General features: G+C 47.6%; 21 protein-coding genes. 18 read left to right on the top strand and 3 right to left on the bottom strand.

Annotated features, from left to right (window positions below; translation table 11 throughout):
• Positions 1 to 14: 14 nt before the first annotated feature.
• From J9317_RS18935 to J9317_RS18910, 6 genes are all read left to right on the top strand, one after another.
• Positions 15 to 419 carry a DUF6188 family protein gene (locus tag J9317_RS18935; protein WP_211561509.1) on the top strand — a complete coding sequence of 135 codons (405 nt, stop codon included), beginning with the start codon at positions 15 to 17 and terminating at the stop codon, positions 417 to 419.
• A gap of 834 nt (positions 420 to 1,253) precedes the next feature.
• Entirely contained in the window at positions 1,254 to 2,090 is an 837-nt protein-coding gene (locus tag J9317_RS18930; RefSeq protein ID WP_211561508.1) for a flagellar hook-basal body protein, read from the top strand.
• A 16-nt stretch (positions 2,091 to 2,106) separates the two neighbouring features.
• A complete protein-coding gene (locus J9317_RS18925; RefSeq protein WP_211561506.1) occupies positions 2,107 to 2,919 on the top strand; it encodes a flagellar hook-basal body protein in 813 nt (270 codons plus the stop codon).
• 22 nt (positions 2,920 to 2,941) lie between these two features.
• Positions 2,942 to 3,220 (top strand): DNA-directed RNA polymerase subunit beta, encoded by a 279-nt coding sequence (locus tag J9317_RS18920; protein ID WP_211561499.1) that lies wholly within the window; start codon positions 2,942 to 2,944, stop codon positions 3,218 to 3,220.
• Positions 3,221 to 3,305: 85 nt separating this feature from the next.
• Positions 3,306 to 3,740, top strand: coding sequence for a 3-hydroxyacyl-ACP dehydratase FabZ (fabZ, locus tag J9317_RS18915; RefSeq protein WP_211561497.1), 435 nt, complete (start codon positions 3,306 to 3,308; stop codon positions 3,738 to 3,740).
• Between the two features lie 205 nt (positions 3,741 to 3,945).
• A complete protein-coding gene (locus J9317_RS18910) occupies positions 3,946 to 4,209 on the top strand; it encodes a hypothetical protein (RefSeq protein ID WP_211561492.1) in 264 nt (87 codons plus the stop codon).
• A gap of 33 nt (positions 4,210 to 4,242) precedes the next feature.
• Here J9317_RS18910 and J9317_RS18905 read toward each other — a convergent pair whose 3' ends face one another.
• A complete protein-coding gene (locus tag J9317_RS18905; protein WP_211561490.1) occupies positions 4,243 to 4,701 on the bottom strand; it encodes a YwpF family protein in 459 nt (152 codons plus the stop codon).
• A gap of 225 nt (positions 4,702 to 4,926) precedes the next feature.
• On the opposite strand from J9317_RS18905, the gene ssb reads away from it, so the two are divergent.
• The 12 genes from ssb (at position 4,927) to J9317_RS18850 (ending at position 21,303) form a co-directional block, all read left to right on the top strand.
• Positions 4,927 to 5,274, top strand: coding sequence for a single-stranded DNA-binding protein (gene ssb / locus J9317_RS18900; protein ID WP_211561489.1), 348 nt, complete (start codon positions 4,927 to 4,929; stop codon positions 5,272 to 5,274).
• A gap of 223 nt (positions 5,275 to 5,497) precedes the next feature.
• Entirely contained in the window at positions 5,498 to 6,115 is a 618-nt protein-coding gene (locus J9317_RS18895) for a DedA family protein (protein ID WP_211561488.1), read from the top strand.
• Between the two features lie 116 nt (positions 6,116 to 6,231).
• A complete protein-coding gene (locus J9317_RS18890) occupies positions 6,232 to 8,193 on the top strand; it encodes a methyl-accepting chemotaxis protein (RefSeq protein WP_211561487.1) in 1,962 nt (653 codons plus the stop codon).
• A 161-nt stretch (positions 8,194 to 8,354) separates the two neighbouring features.
• Complete coding sequence (locus J9317_RS21140; RefSeq protein ID WP_488656181.1) at positions 8,355 to 8,675, top strand: hypothetical protein; 321 nt, start codon at positions 8,355 to 8,357, stop codon at positions 8,673 to 8,675.
• Positions 8,676 to 8,875: 200 nt separating this feature from the next.
• Complete coding sequence (locus J9317_RS18885) at positions 8,876 to 9,220, top strand: hypothetical protein (RefSeq protein WP_211561486.1); 345 nt, start codon at positions 8,876 to 8,878, stop codon at positions 9,218 to 9,220.
• An 809-nt stretch (positions 9,221 to 10,029) separates the two neighbouring features.
• On the top strand, positions 10,030 to 10,323 hold the full coding sequence (locus tag J9317_RS18880; RefSeq protein ID WP_211561485.1) for a WXG100 family type VII secretion target: 294 nt from the start codon (positions 10,030 to 10,032) through the stop codon (positions 10,321 to 10,323).
• Between the two features lie 89 nt (positions 10,324 to 10,412).
• Positions 10,413 to 10,652 (top strand): ESX secretion system protein YukD, encoded by a 240-nt coding sequence (gene yukD / locus J9317_RS18875; RefSeq protein ID WP_035408137.1) that lies wholly within the window; start codon positions 10,413 to 10,415, stop codon positions 10,650 to 10,652.
• A 14-nt stretch (positions 10,653 to 10,666) separates the two neighbouring features.
• Positions 10,667 to 12,007, top strand: a complete 1,341-nt coding sequence (gene essB, locus J9317_RS18870) for a type VII secretion protein EssB (protein WP_211561484.1) — start codon at positions 10,667 to 10,669, stop codon at positions 12,005 to 12,007.
• 78 nt (positions 12,008 to 12,085) lie between these two features.
• Positions 12,086 to 16,555: a type VII secretion protein EssC gene (gene essC, locus J9317_RS18865; RefSeq protein ID WP_211561482.1), complete on the top strand. Its 4,470-nt coding sequence runs from the start codon at positions 12,086 to 12,088 to the stop codon at positions 16,553 to 16,555.
• Positions 16,552 to 19,446 carry a type VII secretion protein EsaA gene (gene esaA / locus J9317_RS18860; protein ID WP_211561480.1) on the top strand — a complete coding sequence of 965 codons (2,895 nt, stop codon included), beginning with the start codon at positions 16,552 to 16,554 and terminating at the stop codon, positions 19,444 to 19,446. Before essC ends, esaA begins: the two co-directional genes overlap by 4 nt.
• Before the next feature lie 19 nt (positions 19,447 to 19,465).
• On the top strand, positions 19,466 to 20,005 hold the full coding sequence (essA, locus tag J9317_RS18855) for a type VII secretion protein EssA (protein ID WP_211561478.1): 540 nt from the start codon (positions 19,466 to 19,468) through the stop codon (positions 20,003 to 20,005).
• An 836-nt stretch (positions 20,006 to 20,841) separates the two neighbouring features.
• Entirely contained in the window at positions 20,842 to 21,303 is a 462-nt protein-coding gene (locus J9317_RS18850; protein ID WP_249292246.1) for a transposase, read from the top strand.
• Positions 21,304 to 21,897: 594 nt separating this feature from the next.
• Here the strand turns inward: J9317_RS18850 and J9317_RS18845 are convergent.
• Together J9317_RS18845 and J9317_RS18840 are read right to left on the bottom strand one after the other, a co-directional pair.
• Entirely contained in the window at positions 21,898 to 24,642 is a 2,745-nt protein-coding gene (locus tag J9317_RS18845; RefSeq protein ID WP_211561476.1) for a DEAD/DEAH box helicase, read from the bottom strand.
• The gene (locus J9317_RS18840) at positions 24,635 to 26,230 is read right to left on the bottom strand and encodes an SWIM zinc finger family protein (RefSeq protein ID WP_211561473.1); all 1,596 of its coding nucleotides are present in this window, start codon (positions 26,228 to 26,230) and stop codon (positions 24,635 to 24,637) included. Before J9317_RS18840 ends, J9317_RS18845 begins: the two co-directional genes overlap by 8 nt.
• Between the last annotated feature and the right edge of the window lie 254 nt (positions 26,231 to 26,484).

Below are 26,484 nucleotides of genomic sequence, written 5' to 3'. Positions count from 1 at the left end.
ACGGAGGAGAGACTATGAACGAAAGCCTTGATTTCCCTTACTTCAAAGGACAAAAAATAACCAAGCTCGAAAACGGCAGCCCCCTCCCGTTGATCCTGCATTTCTCCAACGGAGGCCTCGTCATCGAATGTCCATGGAGACTAAAAAAAGACGGCCGCATAACCGTCGGCCAAACCGACTTCCAAACCGCCGGCACAGCCCGGGAATATTTAGATAAACTCAACACCCTCCTCACCGGCCAGGAAATCCAAAGCATCTGCTGGTGGAAGGAAGCCGAAATCCTTCGTATCACCACCGAAAACCAAGCCATACTCGACATCTTCCACAACAGCGCATCCTTCGAAGGCTGGGAACTATTCGGCGACAACGACTTTTCCTTCATCTCGCTGCCTGGCGGAGAAGTGGAGAATATATCTTAAGCATGGAGCTGAACAGGGGAAGTGGACTGTTTGGCTTTTTTTGTTGTGTCATGCACTGACCCCCGCGCTGCTAAAGCACTAAACCTCCGTCCCCGCCACTCAAAAAGCGGTTGTTGACAGGGGTTCAGAGCACCAATGCCTGTTCCCCCGATCCTTTAAAGTGTTGAGGGTCAGTGCAAACTCCAACCGTGGATATGGAGGTGGAACTGAACAGTTTGCATGGCCGCGCCTAACCCGCACCCTGCTAATGAACTAAAGCTCCGGCACCAACTCTTCAACCTGCTGATACGCAAGGCTTCAACGATCAATGCCTCTGGCCCCGCATACGGTGAAGCAGGTGGGGACTGGCACCGTGCCTGACCCGCCCTCCGCTAACAAACTAAAGTTCTGACACCAACTCTCCAATCCCTTGGGACACAAGGCATCAGCGTCTACTCCCTCCGTCCCCACATACGGTGAAGAATGTGGGGACTGACCCCGCCCCCGCCAAAGCCCGCCAAAGCACCACCCCCGCCGCCTACCCCCAAAAAAATCCCCACAAAAAAAGGGCACCCCGAGCCCTCACTGATCCAGTCCATCAGCAAGGCCTCTTTGGATGCCTAAAATGCGGTTCGGATTAAGTGGGAACAAAATCGAACCAAAACACAATTTGAAAGGGGAACATAAAAGATATGTTCCAAATACATTATACGACATTCTGTCGGTTTTTGAAGGGGGAAAGTAAAAATTTGTTGCAATTTGTCGAAAAAAATAAAGTAGGAGTTTTCATGAATTGTCATTTATAATAGAAATAGGAAAAAAGGCGCTTCACAATGCGCCGATATGAGGTGGATTATGCTTCGAGGGCTTTATACGGCTGCGGCCGGCATGCTTTCGCAACAGAAACGGACAGAAATGCTGTCAAACAACATCGCCAACGTGAATACGCCCGGCTATAAATCAGACCAGGCGGCCATCCGTGCTTTTCCTGAAATGCTGCTCAGCAGAATGGAAGGCAAGGATGCTCCAACCCAGAACACCATGAATTTTGGAACCCAGACGCCAATCGGCTCTTTGAATACAGGTGCTTACGTACAGGAACTTGTCCCCCAGTTTACGCAAGGTGATTTAAGAGAAACAGGTGTGCCGTCAGATATCGCTCTTTTAGAAGAAGCGGTGCCTGCAAATGCGGAAACCGGAATGAAAGGCTTCCTCCTTTTCGCAGTCGGAATGCCGGATGGACAGATCCGTTATACGCGCAACGGCCATTTTACACTAAATGATCAAAACCAGCTTACGTCACAGGGTGTCCCTGTTCTTTCCACATCAGGCGCACCGATTACGATTACGGGCGATGATTATGAAATCACCCAGGACGGCCGTGTAAGAATAGGCGGACGGGAAACATCTCAAATCGATGTCCGTTTTGCAGGAGACGTCCGCAATCTCGTTAAAGAAGGAAACGGTTTGTTCAGAACAGCGGATAACGCTGCACTGCCGACAGCAGCCGGGAACGCTAATGTCAGATATTCCCTGAAGCAAGGATTCACGGAAAGCTCGAATGTTGATACAGCCCGTGCCTACACCGAGATGATGACCGCCTACCGTTCATTTGAAGCGAATCAAAAGGTGCTGCAGGCGTATGACCGCAGCCTTGATAAAGCTGTCAATGAAATTGGCCGGTTAAGCTAATGAGGAGGAAATTGACATGCTGAATTCCATGATCACAGCGTCCAACACGATGAACCAGGTGCAGAAGCAGCTCGACATAATTGGGCATAATATAGCCAACGTCGATACACAGGGATTTAAGCGCACGAATACAACGTTCGGTGAACTAGTGCGCCAGCAATACGACAACCAGAACGACCTGAACAAAGAGGTTGGCCGTTCAACCGATTTCGGAATTCGCCAGGGAGTCGGAGCCCAGCTGATGCAAAATGTCGTATTCAGCCAGGGAACCATTAAAAAAACAGACCGCAACCTTGATTTTGCTTTCACTAAGCCGGGCCAGTTCTTAAAAGTGGAGGCAGATGGGCAAACTCGCTATACACGAAGCGGGGCGCTTTATCTTTCTGCAGAGGCAAACGGCCAGCTTGCGCTTGTGAACGGCAGCGGCCAACGAATTTTAGACGAAAACAATCAGCCAATTTTGCTGAACGGAAACGCTTCTTCCATCACCATTTCAGCGAATGGAACGCTGACGGCGCTTGATGGAAATGGACAGCCTGCCGGAACGGTCAACCTCGGCATCGTTCAATCCAACAAACCGCAATCACTCGTGCAGACAAACGGCAATCTCTACTCACTTTTGAATCCGAATGACCAGACGGCCGTGGTGAATCTGACCGGTGCAGGGCGCGGACAGATTTCTATAGAGCAGGGAGCTCTGGAAATGTCGAATGTCGATGTATCAAAAGAAATGACCGACATGCTCGTTTCACAGCGGGCGTATCAATTTAATGCAAAGTCCATTACAATTGGCGATCAGATGCTTGGTTTAATCAACTCTGTCCGCTAATTAGGCCGAAGGAGTTTTCACCATGACTTCCAAAGACGCGTCCATGACCCGTGAAAAATATAAACAGGAAAAGAAAGCCCAGGATCCAGCTCAGGAGGAAACGAAGCCTGTCGAGAAGATCAGGATTCGGCTCTTTCCAATTTGGCTGCGTTTATTAATGGTGGCCTTCCTGTTTATTTTGGCTGCGATCACTGGGGCAATGGTCGGGTATGGAGTCATTGGAGATGGAAATCCGCTTGATGTGCTGAAGCCATCCACGTGGCAGCACATCGTGGACCTGGTTGAAAAAGAGGCCGAATAAGTCTATACTCATGTTTGCGAAATGAAGGGACTATCCTTCCTTTTGCCGTATACATAGACAGGAAGATGAAAGGAGTCCGATCCATATGCTAGATATTCAGCAGATTAAAGAAATCATTCCTCACCGTTATCCGTTTTTACTCGTGGACCGCATCCTTGAAGTAGAAGAAGGGGCGCGTGCCGTCGGAATTAAAAATGTATCCGCGAATGAAGAATTTTTCAACGGACATTTCCCTGACTACCCGGTTATGCCTGGTGTGTTAATTGTAGAAGCGCTCGCCCAGGTTGGAGCAGTAGCGATGCTTAAAAAAGAAGAAAATCGCGGCAGGCTCGCATTTTTCGCAGGAATCGACAATTGCCGATTTAAAAAACAGGTGAAACCAGGCGACCAGCTTCGCCTTGAAGTCGAAATTATCCGTTTCCGCGGCGCCCTTGGCAAAGGAAAAGCAACGGCAACCGTAGACGGACAAGTAGTATGCGAAGCGGAAATAATGTTTGCCCTAGGCGAAAAAACAGAATAAAAAAAAGACGCGTGAAATCCTGAAGGAAATCGCGCGTCTTTTATTTTTTTACCGGTGCCTTCGCCTTCTTCGTTCCGGCAAAAAGCACGGCAATCCCTGCAAGTACCGCTGCAGCATATTTCATCGTACCCCTCCTTCGAATGAGCGGTTTTTTCACGGGGCATGCTAATTCTTGAGAATAATCTTCAAGAAGGGAGCATGCAGTATGAAAAAAGTATTTGGTCTTTTAACAGTTCTTTTCCTGACAGCGAGCTTAGCAGGATGCTCAGACGATCCGGATCCTGAAGAAAAAAAGGATGAAAATCCGCCGGTGGAACAGGAAAATTACAACATGGACATGAAAAACGGGAACATGAGCCCCGGCAGCATGAGACATGGCCGCTATCCGCAGGAACAGGACGGCGATATGGATCAAGAAACTGAGAGACGCAAGGAAGAAATGATGAAAAAGGATATGAAGAAGGACTAACAAGGAAGCCAGTCAAAACATGGACTGGCTTCTTTATTTAGTCGTTACGGATTCCTGCTGATCCTGCTTTTTATGCCACTGGGCGGAAAAAGCCTGCAGCAGGTCCTCACCATCTAACCCCTCATCCAAAAGCTCCGTTAAAATTTTCTCCGCGTTTCCGAATGGGCGGTTTGAGGCCATTTTTCCAGAAAATAAGACAGAAATCAGGTCATTTTCGAGCTCCACAACATTGCTGACCGATGCTCTTAATTTAGCGGGAGTATTCGTTCTCTTAGAAATGGTAATCACAAGCGTCTGTTCATGGTTTTCTTCCATGAGCTTTTGGAACCGTTCCAGATGCTCGCTGCTGATTAGCGACTCAAGCAGCCAGTCGTTTTCACCGTCTTTTTTGTTTATGACGAGACCGTCATTTAATGGAATTTCATCATAATGGCGGCCGTTCTCATCATTCCGTGCAATCTTCATGGAAACAAGCTTAAACGTCTTCATCATCATCCACCTCCGCATTGTTTTCCAGTCGTTTTTACCATTATAGCATAGCGCTTAATTTTTCTTATCTTTTACGAAAATCGCAAAATAGATCCTCTAAATGGCCAGAACCTCTCGTCTGTACCTGAATCCCGGTAAAATAGACGTGTAAAAATTACTTTTCCTGATTTTCCCTATTCTCAAACATCCATTACACTACGATTGACTAGGAAGGAAAGGAGAATCAGGATGATCAATCATGTAACGCTGGTAGGGCGCCTTACCAAGGACCCGGATATCCGCTACACGAAAGAAGGAGCCCCGGTTGCCCACATCACCCTCGCTGTCAGCCGTAATTTTAAAAACCACGCCGGTGAAATTGAAACAGATTTCGTCAACTGTACCCTGTGGAGAAGAACTGCCGAAAACACTGCGAATTACTGCCAAAAAGGCTCCATCGTCGGTGTCACCGGAAGAATCCAATCCCGAAAATACGAAAACGCAGAACGCAAAATGGTCTACGTCACAGAAGTCGTCGCAGACTCCGTCCGGTTCATGAGCGGACGTCCGCGCGAGCTGGCCGAACAGGAAGCCTGAGTTCAAGCTAACCCCCCTTAATAGAAAAAATCACAAAACCCCTCAACCCCTCGTTTGACCAGCTGATTTCAATTCGGCTGGTGTTTTTTTTATAACGCGCCATCTTGGTTTGCCTCCGACCCTTTTCGGGAAGTCTTTTAGGGAGAATGTGAAACCTTTTAGGCTCCCATCCGTACTAATGGTTTCGGGGACGGTTAGATCGAAACAGGAGGCGCGATTTCTAATGGAAAATTGGATTACGCAATTTATGGAGCAGTTTGGATATTTGGGAATCTTTTTAATGATCGCTTTGGAGAATGTATTCCCGCCGATTCCGTCTGAGGTCATTCTCCCGTTCGGAGGCTTTATGACCACGACAGCAGGCCTTACGATTCCGGGGGTCATATTAGCGGCGACTGCCGGTTCGGTATTTGGTGCCTTGATTCTTTATTATGTAGGCAGGCTGCTGGATGTGGAGCAGCTGGAGAAATTTGTGGACAAATGGGGCCACATTTTGCTTGTTTCAAAGAAAGAAATTCACCGGGGCGATGCCTGGTTTGACCGATATGGAAAATGGACGGTCTTCTTTTGCCGTATGGTGCCGTTTGTACGAAGTGTCATTTCCATTCCGGCCGGTATGTCCAACATGAACGTATGGCTTTTCCTGATTTATACGACGCTTGGAACGCTGATTTGGAATACGCTTCTCGTTATTTTAGGCGCTATGCTCGGTGAAGCGTGGCCGAAAATCGGAGATTATATGAGCATCTATTCGAATGTCATCTATGTCGTTCTCACGGTTCTGCTCGTTATGGTTATTGTATGGTATGTGAAAAGAAGAAAGAAATTCAAACAGGGATAAACGTTTTGCCGGACTTCCGATTGGTGGTCCGGTTTTTGTTTGGTTCTATTTAACTTCTGTCGATGCCTGTCGATAAATAGCATGTAATCATCATCTGAGAATCGGAGTGCATGCTAATGTTTAAAAATATGAAAATCCGCAATCGTCTAATCCTTTTTACGGCGGTTCTGCTGCTAATTCCAGCCTTATCGATCGGTATTTTCGGATATATAGCAGCAAAAAAAGAAGTAAAAGACCAGATTGAAAACTCGGCTTCTGAGCAGGTTACTCTCTTAAACGGTCTGACAGACGAATTCTTTAAAAATAAACGGGATGTCGTTGAGCTGTTTTCAAAAACGCTGAATAGCACTGCCTTTGAAAATGAAGTCTACTTAAATGAGCGGTTAGGGTATATAAGTAATTCCTTTCAAGAAGTGACGTTAACCTATGTAGGAACGAAAGACGGTAAAATGTACAGTTTTCCAAGAGCCGATTTTCCGGAAGACTACAATCCAGCCGAACGAGAATGGTATAAAGAGGCTGCCGCAAACAAAGGGGAAGCGATTATCACCAGTCCTTATAAGGATGAAGCAACAGGGAAAACCGTCGTTACCATTGCCAGTACATTAACCGATGGCAGCGGGGTCATGGCGATGGATATTGATCTGGCCGTCCTTGCTAAACAAACCATGGATACGAAAATCGGCAGCAAAGGGTACCCGAGCATTTTAGACCAAAATGGAAAAGTCGTTGTCCACCCGACGCTTAAACCGGGTGACATGCTCGATAAAAGCATCAACGAACCAATTTACAAAGCAGAAAAAGGATCCTTCAACTATACATTTAACGGCGCGAACAAAGCCATGATGTTTGAAACGAGCGAACAGACCGGCTGGAAGGTGCTTGGAACGATTGATACGGCAGAATTTACCGAGCAATCCGCGCCTATCTTACTCAACACGATCATCGTGATTTTGATTTTTATAGTCGTCGGAACGATCTTTAATTACTTCACCATCCGATCCATTGTCCGTCCAATCCGTCTTTTGTCCGTCGTCGCCGGCAAGGTAAGTAAGGGCGATTTGACAGAAAAAGTCCACGTGGCATCTAAGGATGACCTCGGCCAGCTTGGAGTCGCGTTCAATACGATGATCGACTCCCTGAAAAATCTTTTATCTCAAATCGAACACTCATCTGATACGCTTTCAGCATCGTCGGAGCAGGTCCAGGAGCACTCCCGCCAGGTAAGCGGAATTACGAAGGAAATTGCCCAGTCCGTAGATGAACTGTCAGACGGAGCAGAAACGCAAATGGTGAGTACCGAAGAAACAGCTAAGGCTGTCCAGGAAATTGCTACAGGAGTCCAATATGTAGCTGAACGGGCTGCCTCCGTGAGCCACACTGTCTCAGAAGCAGCTCAACAGACGCAAAAAGGCAGCGTCTATATTGATAAAGCCGTGAAGCAAATGGATGACATTTATCATTCTGTTGAGGAAACGACCCGCCTCGTAAAAGAGCTCGGAGACAAATCTGCAGAAATCAATAAAATTGTCGATGTTATTACAGGCATCTCCGAACAAACCAACCTGTTAGCCCTGAATGCCGCCATAGAAGCCGCACGGGCAGGCGAGCACGGCAAAGGCTTTGCAGTAGTAGCGGATGAAGTCAGGAAGCTTGCTGAGGGCTCCAAACAGTCCGCCGAGCAAATCACAACCCTCATCCGTTCCATCCAAAAGAGAACCGACCTCGTCATCGATCACATGGCGAAAGAAAAAGAACAGGCAGCAGGCGGCCTTGATTTAATCAAGGAAACCGGTGACAACTTCAGCATGATTCAAAAAGCGGTCCAAGAAGTCAACTCGCAAATCCAAGAAGTGTCCGCCACCGCAGAGCAAATGTCCGCAAGCTCCGAGGAAGTCACAGCATCCGTCGAAGAAATGGCAAGCATCGCAACCGAATCAGCAAGCTCCACCCAACAAGTCGCAGCCGGAGCCCAGCAGCAATTCTCATCCATGGAAGAAATCGGCCAGTCCATTAACAAACTGGCAGAACTGGCAGCCGGCCTGAAAACCGAAATCGCTAAATTTAAGACGAAGTAATGAAAGAGGGGAGGAAACTCCTCTTTTTATTTACTAATAAGATAATAGGTTTCTGTAAATGGATATTTATGCTAAATTGATAATAGGATTCTAAAGCAGAAAAGGAATGAAACACTTTACTAGTTAAACGTATGTAGTACTAAGCATGAGGGAGGATAGATATGAGGAAAAAGAAGGTAACAATCATTATTTGTATCGTCTTATTTTTATTAATGATTTCCCCTCCGATTTTAGCCCCAATCACGCACAATGATCACTCTCCAGGAAGTGCAATAAGAAACCATATACAAAACAATGGCCACCCTTATCAAAGCTTCCTCGCGGTAATTACAAACAAAAATATGAAAGACACACAATACGGAATGCTATACTCTGTATTATGGAAAGATTGGGATAGTGAAACAAGTGACACAAGTACATTATGTTATGCAAAAAAGAGTGTTGAATTCACGTATAAAATATCTTGTGGCACGGGTCCTTAATATTGAAGACTTCTTCCACTAGCGAGTTTTAGAGAAGTGTTATGTTAAGGGTATCGGTTGATTTTAAAAGGATATACAATATTTATATTGGATATTCATGACAGTATAAATATGAAATCTTGAAACTTCTACATAAAAAAACACTCAGCTTGATTTGAAGAAAAAATCAAAATAACAACTTATTAAAGAGGGTTAGTAAAATGAAGAAAATCACTGGTTGGATACTTGCTTTAGCCGCGCTTTTGGTAGGTGGGGCACTTTATTATTTCATAACATTATCTCTTTACGAACCATCAGAAGATTTATATAGCTTTCCAGTTCCTAAAAATGCTGAGGTAGTCCAGAAAAACGAACATGGGAATAGTTATGATTGGTCAAAAACATCGGAAGAAAACGGGATACCATTTGGATATGAATTAGTACTTAAAGCCAATGGATGGAAAAAGGGAGAAAGAGAAGGGGCTTCTGTTTATTACACAAAAGGAAATCATAAAATAGACCTGATTTCGACAACCAAGCATTTGGGCATCATTAGAGTTAATTAATACATCTTATTCAGCTAACTGTTTCTTTAACAAAAGGCTATGTTAAAGGATGGTGTGGATTATTAACACATGTTGAATGCATCGGAAGCTACGAGACTCCCTCAGGAGCAGCGGGACAGGTAAGTAAGAACCCCACAGGCCCCTGGCGGAGGAAGCTCTCCGCTCCCCGAAGAAAGCGAGTGGCTGAAGCAGAAATCAATAGCCACTATAATAAGCTATTTCTTAATGTTATCCGTCATGAAACAGTTTCAAAGAGTCTTTTAAGTAAGTTAAAGTGTAAAACCAACTACCACACCCTGTTGATTGCAGCGGAAGACACGAGACTCCAGCGGGAGCAGCGGGACAGGTGAGACCCCACAGGCGCTTGCGCCGCGGAGGCTCACCGCCCGCCCCGCGGAAAGCGAGTGGCTGCAGCGGAAATCAACAGCCAAATTTATAAGAGTCTTTATTTAATTTTCCCAAATAAACCCACCAAAAAATCTTTAGTATCTCTAACCAAAGTAAAACCCCCAACATGACAATCACAACAATCCCATTACAAACATAAGACATTTCCACCAGTCTCGTAAACTTTATCCCTCATACTGGAAAAGATATATTTTTAGACTTTTCTGTCGAAATAAGCATTAAGTTTCAAATAAAAAAAAGAAATAAGAAATATTTCCTCATTATTTATGGTTTATAACTTCCAATTTCGGGTAGAAGTAGATAGAATTAACCAATTTTCTACTAATTTCTAAGTATCAATTGAAATTAGGGTCGGTTTAATTTTACAATTAAAGTAAATTCGGGTAAGGGAGATGTTAAAAATGGCAGGACTTATTAAAGTAACACCAGAAGAACTTGTAGTAAAATCAAACGATTTCAAAGCAGAGAGCGAAAATGTACACCAGCAAATCACACGTTTAAATGGTAAAATGGACGAGCTAAGAGATCTTTGGAAAGGTTCCGCAAGTGAAGCATTCTCCGAGCAGTGGGATACACTAAGACCTTCTGTTGAAAAAATGGAAACAATGCTTGCAGAAGTTAGCCAGCAGCTTAACAAAACAGCTGAAGCACTTCGCAACGCTGACCAAGATATCGCTAACCAAATCCGCGGCTAATCTTTTAGTCTATCAATCCAGCAAGGACGCTTGGAAGCGCCATACTCTTCGCGGATTATGGCGCTTCTTCATTTTTGAGGTGAAAAGGCATGTATATTGAAGTAACAGTTGACTTGAAAAATTATACTGGAGAAGTGTTTGACCTTCGCCTATCAGACTATCATTCCGTCAAGAAAATGATTGATATCGTCTGGCAGGCTAAATGCATTTCTGACCCACCTCGAGAAGGGCATTGGGTCCGCGTTCCGAACAAGCAGAAGGTCATCCCCGGTGACCGCCAGCTTGCGGAGAGCGGCATTATGACTGGAGATCGACTTGAAATACTGTAAAGGAGCCAGAGAACATGGCAGAAAAGAATCCTGACTATTTGGAGCAGCAGCTCGAATGCAGCATCACGAAAGAAAAACTGGAACGTTCGTTTATTTTTCAGCAGGAGAAAATCAAGCTGGATGATCCGCTTGAAATTGCCATGCTCGAAAAGATCGATCAAGATATTGCCAGAGAAATTGAAATGACGGAGAACGAGCTCATCATCAAAGTTAGACCGTCCGAGTCTTATCAAAACTTCAGCGAGCTTCACAAAAAAGACCGTCACAGCCGATGGGTGTTTGCCCACCAGCTTGTGGAAAAGGTTAAATCCCACACGTACCCAAGACTTCATCTCGTTGTCGCTCCGGATAATCTGGTGCTCACAAAAGGCCTGGCGCCGTTCTTTCTTCATTACGGAGTGAAAGAAAGTCTACCCCCATATGAAAAAGATGAGGAACGCATCTGGCATGAAGTAAGAGCGGTTATTGCTGCAGCCATAGATGAGAAATTCACGTTTGAAGAGTATATCAAATTCCACGATACGCTTCAGGTTTCTCCTCTTGTAAAAGAAATTTTTGATGCAAAAACAACCGAAGATCTTTCCGCATTGATAAGCAGAAAAATTATGCTGCTGGAAGAGAAAGAACGCAGTCTTGTACATATTCCTGAAAAGAAGTGGAAAACGTTCCGATACGTTGGTCTTGGACTTATCATTCTTCTGATCCCTGCAATTATTTACACCGTCTATTCTGTTTTCTTCCTCCAGCCAAGAGCAGAGGCCTTCGTTGAGAGCAGTCAGCATTACCAGACGAGCAGCTATAGTGATGTCATCAGCGACCTTGAAAAATACAAGCTGGAGTCTATGCCTAAGGTTGTAAAATACCAGCTTGCTCATTCCTATATTGTCACAGGCGATTTTGTTGTCGGGGGCGAACAAAAGGAAGAGATCCGCAATGACCTGACGCTCCAAACAGATACCAGGTATTATGATTACTGGATCCGGATGGGCCGCGGGGAAAGTGAAAAAGCCCTTGAAATCGCAAGAGAATTCGACGATCGATTTATGATTATGGCGGCTCTGGCTTCCTACAAATATCAGCTGAAAGCAAACAAAGATATGAAAGCAGAAGAGAAAGAAGCAAAGATTAAAGACGTTGAGACAGAATATAATGATTTCAAAAAAGCCTTAGACGAAGAAAGAGAGCAAAAAGCTGAAGAAAAGAAAAAAGAGCAGGAAGCTCTTCAAAAAGTAGAAGAACAAGAAGCGAAAGAGAAGGCAGCTAAAGAAGCAGCGGAAGCAAAAGCCAAAAAACCTGCCGATTCAAAACCGGCAGCCCCTGCTAGCGGACAGCCTGCAGCACCGAATACGAATTAACGATTTAACGGGAAGGTCCTCCTCATATACTCCTGAGGCGGGCCTTATAAAAGCACCAAAATAAGGAGGTATCACCGCATGAGTACGTTATGGGTCTTTTATCAGCGGACTTATCAGCCATATTCTATTTCCGATTCGACAACCCGCACGCTGACCATCGGGCCGGAATACAGCGATACGCTTACGGTGCGCTCATTTCCTTTTTCCTCAGGAGCCCTGGAGCTGACGAGAGAAGAAGGGAAGAGCGAATTTCAGATTGGAATCAATGGAGAAAAGAAGGGCAGCCTTGCAGAAAAGGGCTCGTTCGTCTGGGAAGAAGAGGGACACAGCCTTGTTCTCTGCCTCACTCCCGAGCTTCAAAAAGCCCGGTCGCTCTTCACCGGCTACGAGCACGAAATTCTCTTCTCAGGAGAGAAAGGCGCACAGATTTCAAGCTCAAGCCCGACCTCAGACGGCTCGTTCAGGCTGATTAAACAGGATCAAGGCTGGACGCTCGAATCCGCAAGCAGCCGCTTATACAAAAACGGTCACCGGATTGACGGAAAGACCGACATTCAAATTGGAGACATCCTCCTTTGGGGATTTATGACGATCACGGTTGTCGATGATGACATCATGGCGGTCTCTGATTTAGAGGAGTTCAAAACGACCCTGACTGAAGCTAGAAAGCCGGAAAGCGAAATGAAGAAGAAATATCCGGCTTACCGCAGAACACCAAGGATGATTTATGATCTCCCGGACGACAAAATAAGCCTGAACATGCCGCTTCAGGAAACAGAGGATACAAACAGAGGACTCTGGCTCATCATCATGCCTCCTCTTGTCATGCTCATTCTGATGGGGATTGTAGCCCTTGTTCAGCCAAGAGGAATTTACATCATTATCACCGTTGCCATGTTCTCCATGACACTGATTACCTCCTCTGTTCAATATTTTAAAGAGCGCAGTCAGCGCAAAAAAAGGGAAGAGCGCCGCGTCCGGGTTTACAAAGCTTATTTAGAGCGTTCCCGCGCGGAGCTTCAGGAACTTTCTCAGCGACAAAAGACCGTCCTCCGCTATCATTTTCCTTCCTTTGAAAAAATGAAGTATATGACCGAGGATATTTCTGACCGAATCTGGGAGCGCACCATCGACAGCAAAGACTTCCTGCAGCTTCGAATCGGAAACGGACAAAGTCCGTCCAGCTATACCGTCACCTTAAGCAGCTCGGACCTTGCAAATAGAGAGATTGACGATTTGCTCGAACAGTCTCAGGATCTGGAGAAGGCGTACAAGGAAGTAGGTCCCGTCCCCATTCCGGTTCAGCTGAAGGATGGAGCAATGGGACTTATCGGAAAAGAAAAAACTGTAAAAAAAGAGCTTCATCAGCTTATCGGCCAGCTTGCTTTTTCCCACAGCTACCATGACCTCCGCTTTGTGTTCATCTTTGATGAAGACGAATACGAGGATTGGCAATGGATGAAATGGCTTCCTCATTTCCAGCTTCCGCATGCATATGCCAAAGGGATGATCTACAATGAGCAGACGAGAGACCAGCTATTATCCTCTTTATACGAACTCATTCGCGAACGCGACATTCAAAAGGATGAAAAAGGCATCTTTTTCTCCCCGCATATCGTGTTCATTGTGACGAATCAGCAGCTGATTGCCGATCACATTATTCTCGAGTATTTGGAAAGCGAGCATCAAAAGCTTGGAATTTCCGCCATTTTCGCAGCTGAAAACAAAGAAAGTCTAACAGAGCACATTCATACGCTGATCCGCTATGTGAATGAAAAAGAAGGGGACATTCTCATTCAGGAGAAAAAAGCCGTTCAAATTCCATTCAATCTCGATCAGCACTCTCTGGAGACGAACGAAACATTTGCCAGAACGCTACGGACGCTTGATCACCTGACCGGCATGACGAATTCCATACCGAACAGCGTTTCCTTCCTGGGCATGTTCCAGGCGAAGGAAGTGGACGAGCTTCCAATCGAGCAAAATTGGCTCACAAGGGAATCGGCCAAATCACTTGCCGTTCCAATCGGCTTAAAAGGAAAAGAAGACCTCGTCGAGCTGAACCTGCATGAAAAGGCTCATGGACCTCATGGATTGCTCGCCGGAACAACCGGATCCGGAAAAAGTGAATTTCTGCAGACCTACATTTTGTCTCTGGCTGCTCACTTCCATCCGCATGAAGTCGCGTTCCTGCTCATTGACTACAAGGGCGGGGGAATGGCTCAGCCGTTTAAAAACATGCCGCATTTGCTCGGAACCATTACAAACATCGAAGGCAGCAAAAACTTTAGCGCCCGGGCTCTTGCCTCCATCAAAAGCGAGCTGAAGCGCCGCCAGCGCCTGTTTGACCAGCATACCGTCAACCACATTAACGACTATACAAAGCTATACAAAAAAGGCGAGGCAACCGATCCTCTGCCGCATCTGTTCCTAATCTCCGATGAGTTCGCCGAGCTGAAAAGCGAAGAGCCGGACTTTATCCGCGAGCTCGTCTCGGCAGCCCGTATCGGACGGAGCTTAGGGGTTCACTTAATTCTAGCGACCCAAAAGCCAGGCGGCGTAATCGACAACCAAATCTGGAGTAACGCCCGTTTCCGCGTCGCACTTAAAGTACAGGATGCGACCGACAGTAAAGAGATTTTGAAAAACGCGGATGCCGCGGCCATTACCGTAACCGGCCGCGGATACCTGCAGGTCGGAAACAACGAAGTGTACGAGCTGTTCCAATCCGCCTGGAGCGGGGCGCCCTATAACGAAGAAACGCGTGAGGGCGAGGACGAGGTCGCGCTCGTCACCGATCTCGGCTTTGTTCCGCTCTCAGACGTCTCTGCATCCATCGAGAAAAAGCGGGACGTCCAAACAGAAATCGACGTCGTAGTCGAAAAAATCGCCGAAACCCAAAAGAAACTCAACATCAAAAAGCTCCCAAGTCCATGGCTGCCGCCTCTTGAAGAACGCATTTCAAGAATCGGGCACATGTCGGAGCAAGAGGGCGAGATTGTCATGGGAATCATCGATGAACCGGAGAAACAAAGCCAAACGGCCTTTGCCTATAACATGATCGACGACGGAAGCATCGGAATTTTCGGTACATCCGGATATGGAAAATCAGTCTCCGCCATGACCCTGCTGATGGGGATGGCATCCAAAATGAGTCCGGAAGAACTTCATGTCTATATCATGGACTTCGGAAACGGAGCGCTGCTGCCATTGCGCCAGCTTCCACATACGGCTGACTACTTTCTGGTTGATCAATCCAGAAAAATTGAAAAATTCATGAGTATCCTGAAAGATGAGCTGGCAAAACGAAAACGCTTATTCCAGCAGCATGAAGTCAGCAGCATCAAAATGTACAACAATTTAAGTCCTGAAAAGCTTCCGGTCATTTTCATCACCATTGATAACTTCGACATCATTAAAGACGAAATGTACGACCTGGAAACCGAATTGAATCAAATTTTAAGGGACGGCCAGTCTCTCGGAATTTATATGATGATCACAGCCTCCCGTGCGAACGCTGTCCGTCATTCAATCATGAGCAACCTGAAAACGAAAATTGCCCATTATATGCTGGATTCGTCTGAGCTTCATGCCATTGTCGGCCGTCCCCAATACGCAATGGAAGCCATTCCGGGCCGCGCCTTCATTAAGAAGGAGCATACGTACTTTGCCCAGATGCTCCTGCCGGCAGATGGAGCGAATGATTATGAACTGCTCGATCAGCTGAAAGAAGACATTCAAATGTTGGTCGAAAAATACAGCAGCTATACCCGTCCAAAACCGGTGCCGATGCTGCCGACCGATCTTTCTACGATTACGTTCTCTCAATACATCGAAGGCCACCAGCGTCCGGGTATTATCCCAATTGGCCTTCACGAGGAACAGGTTCAGCCGGTTCATCTCAACCTGCTGAAAAACAAGCACTGCCTCATCATTGGCCAGTCGCAAAAAGGAAAAACGAATGTGCTTAAAGTCGTCATCAACACCGTGATGGCCCAGCAGGAAGAAAAAATCGCCCTGTTCGACTCCATCGACCGCGGACTGTCAAGCTATGCGACAGAAGAAAAAATTGATTACCTCGAGTCAAAGGAGAGCATCGCTGCATGGCTTGATTATGTGGAAGCTCTCATGACAGAACGCGAAGAACAGTACATGAAAGCCATCAATGAAGGAAAAGCAGGAGAGGTCAGCTTTACTCCGCTGCTGCTGGTCATTGACGGCTATGCGAGATTCCTGCAGGCAGCCGACTCGCTAATCCAGGACCGCATCGTGAAGTTCATGAAAAACTTCAGCCATCTTGGATTCAACATCATCGTCGCTGGAAGCAACGCTGAAATTTCAAAAGGCTACGATACACTGTCGTCTGAACTGAAACAAATCCGTCAAGCCATTATCCTGATGAAAAAATCCGAGCAAACGATTCTCACCCTTCCATATGACAGGAAGGAAGTTGAAATCAATGCAGGCTTCGGCTACTACGCAGAAAATGGCAGAGTGACAAAAATCCAAATTCCTCTAAGCGCAATTGAAAGGAAGATCTATTCATGACGGAACAAACCAAACACATGATGAAAATGATTCTAGCAGTCGTTCTCATTCTTGCCGTCCCTGCCCTGTTTTTCCAAACCATCGGCCAAAATCCGATGGAGGTACAGGATAAAGCCACCCGCACCATCGCTGTCGTTAACGAAGATAATGGGTTGCCGGAAAGTGACGAAGACTCATTCGGAAAGCTCGTTACCGCAGCAATGAGCAAAAATTCCGACTACGAATGGAAAGCACTCGCCCGCAGCGGAGCGGAAAGTGAAATGAAAAATCAGAATGTCGATGCCATCATCTACATTCCATCCGACTTCTCCACTAACATTCTGACATATGAAGAAACGCAGCCGGCCAAAGCGGAATTCAAATTCAAGGTCCAGGACCAGCTTACCGCTGTCGACAAAGAGAAAGTTCTACGGACCATTGAAGAAGCAACAGACGTCGCCAACAAAAAAACCGCTGTTTACTACTGGGACACCATTGCCCAGGAAATGGACGATGTAAAAAAGAAGTTCGATCAAATTCTTGAAAAAGAAGACCAGTTCCAAAAGACAATGGTCGCCTTCTACAAACCAAGCTCAAAAGACCTGTCAGGGGAGATTGAATCCCAGAAACAAATGCTGCAGCAGCTTCAGGCCACCATGCTCGATGCATCCAAGTCAGCCCCTGAGCGCGAACAAAATGCAGAGGAATTCCAGAAAAACCTGGCATCCTTCGTCACATATGTAGACAGCTACCAGCTATATCAGCAAAATCAGATGGAGCTGATGAGAGAGGTTCAGAATCAGACCATAACCGGACTGCAGGCAAGCATGTCCAACCAGTCCCAGCGTAACAGCGAGTCCTTCCAGAAGATCGACAGCCAGGTCGGCCAAATCAACAATGATATGTCCGCCATTCAAGCAACACTTCAGGAAGGCTCAGACAATGCAACCGAAATTGAACGAATTCTTCAAGGCCAAATGGATCGCCAAATCAGCGACCTAAAAGCGGTCCAGGCCCAGTACCTGGATCTGTATGAAAAAACAATGAAAGAAACAACGCTTACAGAACTTGAAAGCACAATGGCTTCACTAAGAAAAGAACTGCAAAACACGCCGGAACCGGGTACCCCTGGAACACCAGCCGAGCCGGGCACACCAACGGTTCCTGAAACACCGGAAACACCAGAAACACCAAATCCAAACCCGATTTCAAGCCTTCAGGAACAGCAAACTGCCCTCAAAGCAGTAGCGGAGCAAGCAAAACAGCTTCAGGAATCACTTAACAAGATTCCAGATCCAAAGCCAAATGAAGCCGTCAACGCAGCAAACAGCCTTGGCCAGCTCGCCCTAACAGCAAACGAAATCGAAAAACAGCTTGCTGAAAAAGATGCGAGCAATCAAGAATGGCAGAAGAAATACGATCAGCTTGCAAAGGACTACGAAAAGCTATTATCAGATAATACGGGAATTCTGACCGAAAACCAGCGCCTGAGAGAAGAGAACAAGCGTCTCTCCGACCAAATTCTATCCCTTCAAGGGAATGTCCAGCCGGTTATCGATGCCGTTAAGAAAAAAGAACAGGCAATCCTGAGCGATTCCAATCTGACGGAAGAGCGGAAAAAGACACTCGAACCAATTTTCCAGGAATCCATCCAAAAGGTCACCATTGAACCGCTCTTTGCTTACTATGCAAAACTTGATCAATACGAATCGACTCTAAAAGACTTGAATTCGTCAGACAGCACAGAGAAAAACACCGTGCTTGCAAATGAAGAATTAAACGAAAAAATGAAAACAGCGCTCGCTCCGACAGATGAAGAACGCGAGGCAACAGACGCCATGCAGGGCAACTTCCCATCCGCTCAGCTCGAAATGACAAGGCTAGAAGAATCCTTCCAGACCTTCATCGCGGACTACAGCGGAAGCGTAGCCGACCAGCAAACGGCCATGATGGACGAAATTACAGCCATCCAGACAAACGCTGACAATCTCATGCAGCAGCTGCAATCCGGATCCGCCCCTGGCCAGCCGGAACAAGCAGAGCCTTCACAGGCACCAACAAGCGGCACCGGACTCGTATCCGGCACCCAAAGCATCACAAGCACCATCGACCAAATGAACAGCATCATAGACTCACTGGGTGAACGCCAAACAAACGTCCTTACCTATACGGACGAACTGTATAACAAAGTTGACGAAGTTCAAACGAAATCCGACGAACTCAACGACAAATGGGCAACAAACGTAGCAGCAACCGAGCTATCCAGAGACCAAGTCTATGACGTACTAAGAAACGCACGCATCGACGGACAGGACAACGGCTTCGTCTACGACCACCTGGCGAACCCAATCCAAATCTCAGGAGAAGAACCGATTGAAAAAGCCAAAACCGTACCGCCAGTCGTCATCCTGGTCATCGTCCTCCTAAGCAGCCTGCTCATCGGCTACTTCAGCGGCGTCTATTTCAAAACAGCACCACTCTGGCTGCGGGCAACCCTGTTCATCCTGCTCAACGTCATCGTCGGCCTGCTCATCAGCGTATTCGGCACCAACATCTACTCACTCGCTGACGACCGCGCCATCCAATGGTCCATCTTTACAATTGTATTGCTGCTCACAGCATCCAGCCTGATCCGCGTCGCCTACCTGTTCAACAACACAACAGGCATGCTCGCAAGCGTAGCCCTCACAGCCTACTTCGTGAGCCCGCTGCTCGCCCTAACCGTTCCAAACTTTAATTACAGTGATCCAATCTCAACCGTCTACATCTCCATTCAAGAAGACGCAAACAACCTCTTCACAGAAGGCGTCCTCGTACTAGGCGGAATACTATTAATCCTAACGGTCATCCCGTTTATCATCCGAGCCATCATGGACAACCGCGCCTCCCAAAAAGAAGCGCACGAAGCCTAATCCTGATGAGGTGGAAAACATGAACCAAACGAACAAAATGAGAAAGAGAGCCATCATCCTAACGGCTCTCCTCCTTCTCATCCCGGCAACAGCCGTCCGCGCAGAAGAACAGCTGCCCGAACAGCCCGCCGACATCGAAGACCTGGCACCAAACATCTATGAAGAAGAAAAAATCAAACAGCAAACCGATTACTTCCAAGAAGACAAACTATACGACAGAAAGTACAACGTCCCAGACGAAATCAAAAACCTTCAATACGAAAAACCGGACCCTAACCGCAAAGAAAAAGAACTCGCAGAACTCTTTGCCACCTACACCAGCAACGAAATCGAAGCCAACAACACCGCCGCCCAAATAGCCAAAGACAAGCTATTCATGGACAGCGACGAAAAACTCTTCCAAAGCACAGGCCCCCAGCAGCTCCAAGCCGACACCCAAGCAGAATCCCAAGGATCCTCGCTAACCATCCTATACATCGCACTCATAGGAATCGGCCTGCTGCTGATATTGGTAATTCTAATACCGAAGCTGACTGCTGTGAAAAAGGAAGAATTATAGAAGGGAAAGAGCAAAGCGCGGGGCGCTTTGCTCTTTTTTTTTTGCAGTCTACTGCTGTTAGGCGCCTGACCCGCACTCCACTACCGAACTAAAGCTCCAGCACCACCCTCTGCAAACCCTTGTCTCCCAACAGTTTACAGATCATCGCCTCAGTCCCCACATCCATTAAAGCAACAGGGGACTGGCACCGTGCCAGTCCCCAACATCTCTACCCGACTAAAGCTCCGGCACCATCTCCGCCAGCCCTTGCCGCGCAAGGGCTAGCGAGAGGATGCCTCCATCCCCACATACGGTGAAGCACAGCGGGTCAGGCACCACCGCCGCCACACCAGATCAAAGCCATGGCAACTTAATGCCAGGCTGTATTAAGTGGTTGGCAGCAAAAATCATGTGCGAGGCGCCTGACCCACACTCCACTACCGAACTAAAGCTATGGCACCACCATCTGCAAACCCTTGTCTCCCAACGATTGACAGATCATCGCCTCTGTCCCCACATCCAGTGAAGCAACAGGGGACTGGCACCGTGCCAGTCCCCACCATCTCTACCCGACTAAAGCTCCGGCACCATCTCCGCCAGCCCTTGCCGCGCAAGGGCTAGCGAGAGGATGCCTCCATCCCCACATGCGGTGAAGCACAGCGGGTCAGGCGCCACCCCACGCCAACCAAAAACCAATTTCCTACCCCAAAAACAAAATTCCCCGCCTTTGACGAAAATCCCCACTTAACCTTATCCTAATCCCATCCCAAACAGAAAGGACCAACCAAATGCCACGTAAACTAAGAAACTGGCAACCCCAAACCACCTACCACATCACAGCAAGAGGAAACCGGCGAATGGAAATCTTCTACTACAAACAAGACAGAGAAAAATACCTGCAATTGCTGCAAGAAGTCCAAACGCTCTATCCCTTCAGCCTCCACGCCTACTGTCTGATGTCCAATCACATCCACCTGCTATTAGAAACCCATACAGTGCCTCTAAGCTCCATCATCCGGGTCCTTCACTCCAGATACGCCATCTTTATCAACCACCGCCACAATTACGAAGGCCACCTTTTTCAAGGCAGATTTGCTGCAGTAGAAATAAAGGACGATTACCAATTCAAAGACACACCAGCAGCTATATTCACCTCAACCCCGTCAAATCCAGTCTCGTCCTCCACCCAAGCGAATACCTCTGGAGCAGCTATGAAAGCTACATCCGCAACAAGCCAAACCCATATATCACAAAAGACAAACACCTGGCTTTATTCCCGAAGCCATTCGAAAAAAACTACCAGCGCTTTGTCGAACTAAGCAAGTCCAAACCAATAGCGGGCGGCAGCACGACGGACTGATCAGAAAGGAAACCCGCCTTTCTGTCACTCCGTAACGTGTCGCTTCAGGACTAAATGGGCCGATAACCGCGGGCTATACGGCTTACGCCTACACCCCGCAGGTTCCTGTCCCATTTGCGGCAAGCCGCCGCCCCGAACGAGCCGAAAATCCCCTCGAAAATTGTTTACTAACATAATCCCGTTATACGAAAATAGACAGCCTGCCGGCTGTCTATTTTCGTATTTTGTATGCGGTTTTTCGGATGAAAAGTAAATTTTCGATTTGAACTCTGCATGCGCGTGCCTGACCCGCACCCTATTAGCAGACTAAAGCTCTGGCACCTCCACTGCAAAGCCTTGCCGCACAAGGCTTTGCAGACAGATGGCTCTGTCCCGCTCTTCGGTAAAGCAACAGGGGACTGGCACGGTGCCAGTCCCCACCATCTCTACCAAACTAAAGCTCTGGCACCAAATCCGCTATCCCATGCCGCACAAGGGATGGCACGTTTACGCCTCCGTCCCCACATGCGGTGAAGCACAGCGGGTCAGGCGCATCCCCGCGCAGTTAACCACCCTAAACCGTCAACGAAAACAACTCCTCCAACTCATCCGTACTAAGCTCCGTAATCCAATTCTCACTCTGCAGAATCTCATCATTCAGCGACTGCTTCTTCTCAAGCATCCCATCAATCTTCTCCTCAATCGTTCCGGTCGTAATCAGCTTATGCACATGCACAAACCGCTCCTGCCCGATCCGATAAGCCCGGTCCGTCGCCTGGTTCTCAACCGCCGGGTTCCACCATCGATCAAAGTGAATCACATGGTTCGCCGCCGTCAAATTCAATCCCGTTCCGCCAGCCTTCAGCGACAGAATCAAAAACGGCACATCGCGGCTCTGAAACTTCTCCACCATCCGATCCCGATCCACCTTAGACACGCTCCCGTTCAAAAACAGCACACCTTCACCAAACGAGCGCTCCAGCAGCTTCTTCATCATTTCACCCATCCCGATATACTGGGTGAAAATCAAACAGCTTTCATCCTGCTCCCGAATCGCGGTCACGAGCTCAATCAGCTTCTCCATCTTATTCGAGCGCTCCACCACCTTGCTCGGCGAACCTTCCTTCAAATAAAGCGCCGGATGATCACAAATCTGCTTCAGCTTCCCAAGCATCTTCAGGATCAATGCCTTCCGCTGCATCCCTGCAAGCTGACTCACCTGTTCAAACGTATCCTTCACAAGCTGCTCATACATCGAAGCCTGCTCAACCGTCAGCGGAATGTACTCCTTCTGCTCCAGCTTCTCAGGCAGATTCAGCGCCACCTGTTCATCACGTTTTGTACGCCTTAATAGAAACGGCCGGATATACCGCCGCAGCTGCTCCACACGCTCCGTCTCCCGGTCCTTCTCAATCGGCAGCACAAACTGCTTATGAAACTTATGAAGACTGCCCAAATACCCTCTATTAATAAAATCAAAAATCGACCAAAGCTCTGTCAAGCGGTTCTCCATTGGAGTCCCCGTCAACGCGATATGATGCAATCCCTGCAGACTCCGAATCGCCCGCGACTGCTTCGTATGGGCATTCTTTATATTCTGAGCCTCATCAATACAAACTGTACTCCACGTAATCGCTTCTAAATCCTCTAAGTCAGAGTGGGCAAGGCCGTAGGACGTCAGCACAATATCCTGATCCAGCACACTTGCCGCAAACAGCTCGCCTCGAGACCTCATCGGCCCGTAGTGCAGCCTCACCTTCAAGTGAGGCGCGAACTTCTCAATCTCCTTCTGCCAGTTTCCAAGTACGGATGTAGGAGCAATTATCAGCGCTGGAGTATCCGGCTTCTCATTCGCCCTCACGTACGTAAAGTAGGCGAGCATCTGAATCGTCTTCCCGAGGCCCATGTCGTCCGCGAGGCACGCCCCAAACCGGTTCTCGCGCAGTCCAAGCAGCCAGTCGACTCCTTGCTGCTGGTAAGGCCGCAGATTTCCCCGGAAATAGTCAGGCACCGCATACTCCTGATCGCTTTTCATCGTCGTCAGCCTCTTCATCATGCCGCGCATCTGCTTGCTGAGCTCGATCTCAATCTCTGCAAAGGCACCACTCGCCTCACCAGAATCCTCATCCCGGTCACCGGCAAGCTCCTGATGCAGCACATCCGACACATGCAAGCCTTCCTTCTCCGCCTTTTTCAGTAGCGTCTTTACCTGCTGGATAAAAGCCGGGTCTAGCTTAATCCACTGTCCGCGGATATTCACCAGCCGGCGTTGATCATTAACAAGCCGGTTAAAATCCTCCTCCGACATCTCAATCCCATTCGTCGCAAACCGCCAGTTAAAATCAACCAGCGTGTTCATGCCGACAAACGACTGTCCGCGGGGAGTGGAAGAGAGCTTCGCCTTCACCATCATCTGTGATTCCTTCACCACCTGCCACCATGATGGAAGCAGGATCTCAATGCCCATATTCACCAAAGTCTCACTCGACTCCGTCAAAAACTGCCACGCCTCGTCCTCGGTGACAAGGGTCACACCGCCGGTGAAACTGAGAAACGGAACGACCTGCTGAAACCGGTCCAGCTCCCGTTCTACTTCATCGGCAAAGCCCTTCCAGCCGCGTGGGAGACTTTTTACACCCTCATAAACGTGAAGCTCATCTTCACGTTTCTTATTGCGCAATAATACTTCGAGCCGCCATTCGCCTCCGTCATACTCCGGCTCATTCAAGCGCAGGCCAATCGTAAATGGCTTATCATCAATGACCCAGCCGATCCGCTCCAGCCAGTCCTGTTCATCCAGAAAGTAACCGGTGAAGTTCGACAGCACCGGATGAGCATCCGTAATCGTACACCACGCCATACGAAGGCTCCGATTCAAAGAAATCAAATCCGATACAGCAGCAGAAAACCACTCAGCCACAAAGCCCTCAAGCGCTTCACCCTCAGGCTTCCACCCCGTCTGCCCAATCTGCCATGCCCGATAATCCGGCATATACTCACCAGCCGCAACAAGCTCATAAATCCGCTTCGCAGCCTCCTGAAACCCCTCATGCTGAACCGTCACCTCAGCCATCGAGTTAAACGAGTCATGCCCGATCAGCTCTGCCATCATCCATGGAGAAAGTAAGTAAGCAGGTGTTCCGATAAAGGTGATATCCTCAAGGTTCGTCCCGTAATGAGAGGACTCATGCCAGGTGAAAAAGATCCGGCGCATTTCGTTCAAAGATACCGGCTCTTCGTCACCCTTTGTTGCCCAGACGGTAAAATGATAGTCTTCTGTCTGTTCCATATGAAGTTCGTATCGCAAAGAACTATCCATCAATCAACTTTCCCTTCACCAATTCTTCCTTGAATGCCCGCAATCGTTTATACCGTTCCTGGAGCATATCCAAATAGTCTTCCCATTCTTCCTCGCTTTTCATCTTCTTAAAAAGACGTTTCACTTTTTTCAATAAACGAACTGCCCGTTTATAGCTGTCCCGGTTCCGAATCTCCATCTCAAGGTAGATGGTCTGTTTATAAAGGGAGAGCACCGCTTCCGGCTCCGCCTTCTCCGCTTCCTTCAAAAACCGGTCCTCGACCTCATAAACCGGGTATCCAAGCAGCATATTCAGCTCCGCCCATTCATAATACCGTTCATCGAGCGCAAGCATATTTTCGTACTCATTATAACTATACGGAAGCAGTGTCCGGCATGCCTCTTCATATAAATCATCGTTTTTTGAAGCGCGTGAATAAGCCCCGACTACATCCAGCAAAAACGCCGCACCGCTCCGGACTTCCTTTCTCGGAAGATCCGCTTCCACGTACTCCGGACTCATTTCCATTACATACGGCAGCCATTTTTTAAGACGCTCCCATTGCTTTTTCTCCGTCATTTCCTCCAGCCATAAAAAAGAAGAAGGGAAGAGGCCGGCATTTCCGGCCCGCAAATAATCGAGCACCGCTTCGTCCTTTTTCAAAAGAAAATCAATGTGCAGCATACCCATTAAATCCTTTTTGGTGATCACTGCATCATCCTGCTTTGCCTCAAACGCCTTCCGTTCCATCTCCAGCCACTTCGGCCGGTTCATCAGGCCGGACCAAAGCAATTTATAAATTCCAAGGGTGCCGGTATAGAAAGGATCCGGCGCCTCCAATAGTTTCCTGAAATAATCCGGGCTTCCCTCAAGCAGCGGATCCAGGGCAAATGGAGTCGCATACCGCTTCATTTCCTCAAGCTCCGTCTCAATCGCATTCGCCATATGATTCACATACACCATCGCCATATGCTGAAGAGAGGGGTCCTTTACCTTCGTCCGGTTATAGGAAGCGAGCATCCGCGTAATCGTCACAATCGCGAGGTGAATCACAAACAGCCGCTTTAGCTCAAGCTTCTTTGGTGCCTTTTGCTTTAATTTAAAAAAGAACTGATGATAGAGTCCCTGCATTGTCTTTACCTGCAAAGCCTCATACTCCCGTTCGAATAATTCATGCCAGCTGTCAAGCGAGTCCTCCTTCAGGACAAACTCTCGCTTCAGCAGCTCGCTTGCCCTTCGCATCTGCGATAAAACATGGGCCGCCCGATCGTCTTTCCAGGCGTCCACAAACGTTCCGACGCGGTCCACACTTGCATATACATATAAAAAAGCGGCCATTAAATGCCGGCAAAAACCGTCTGCAGGACAGGAGCAGTTGCTTGCCTGGACGAAATCCAAATCAAGCGTAATGGAAACAGGAGATACATCCTGCACCTTCGCCGAAACCCGCTCAGCGGAAACGTTCACATTATAGACACTTCCCTGGCGGTAAAGAATCAGCCCTTTTTTCACAAGATTCCGGTCTTCTTCATCAGCCGGACTTAAAATCGTCCGCAGCCGTTCCGCTGTAAGCAAAACGCGTTCCTTATCAAGGTCTCGCATAAGCAAAAGCCATCTCTCCTTTCGGGCGGCAGCGACAAAAGGCGCGCCCGCTTGTCGAAACTTCCGAAGTCCTAGCACCATAGGCACTTCCAAAGAATGTATCCATTCCTATATTATAACGTAGAAAAATGTTTCGTTAAAAGGTTTCGAAAAAGGAAAATGCGGGGACATAATTGTCAGAAGCACTCGAAGTTTATAATTACTTGTTGCTAAAGATGCAAACCCGAATTATAATAATCTTCGTGCATGCTGTATAAAAT

The organism is Metabacillus flavus (genome assembly GCF_018283675.1).
In the GTDB taxonomy this organism is placed as follows: domain Bacteria; phylum Bacillota; class Bacilli; order Bacillales; family Bacillaceae; genus Metabacillus_B; species Metabacillus_B flavus.
Note: the sequence above shows the minus strand (reverse complement) of the source record. Positions and strands in the feature narration are given on the sequence as shown.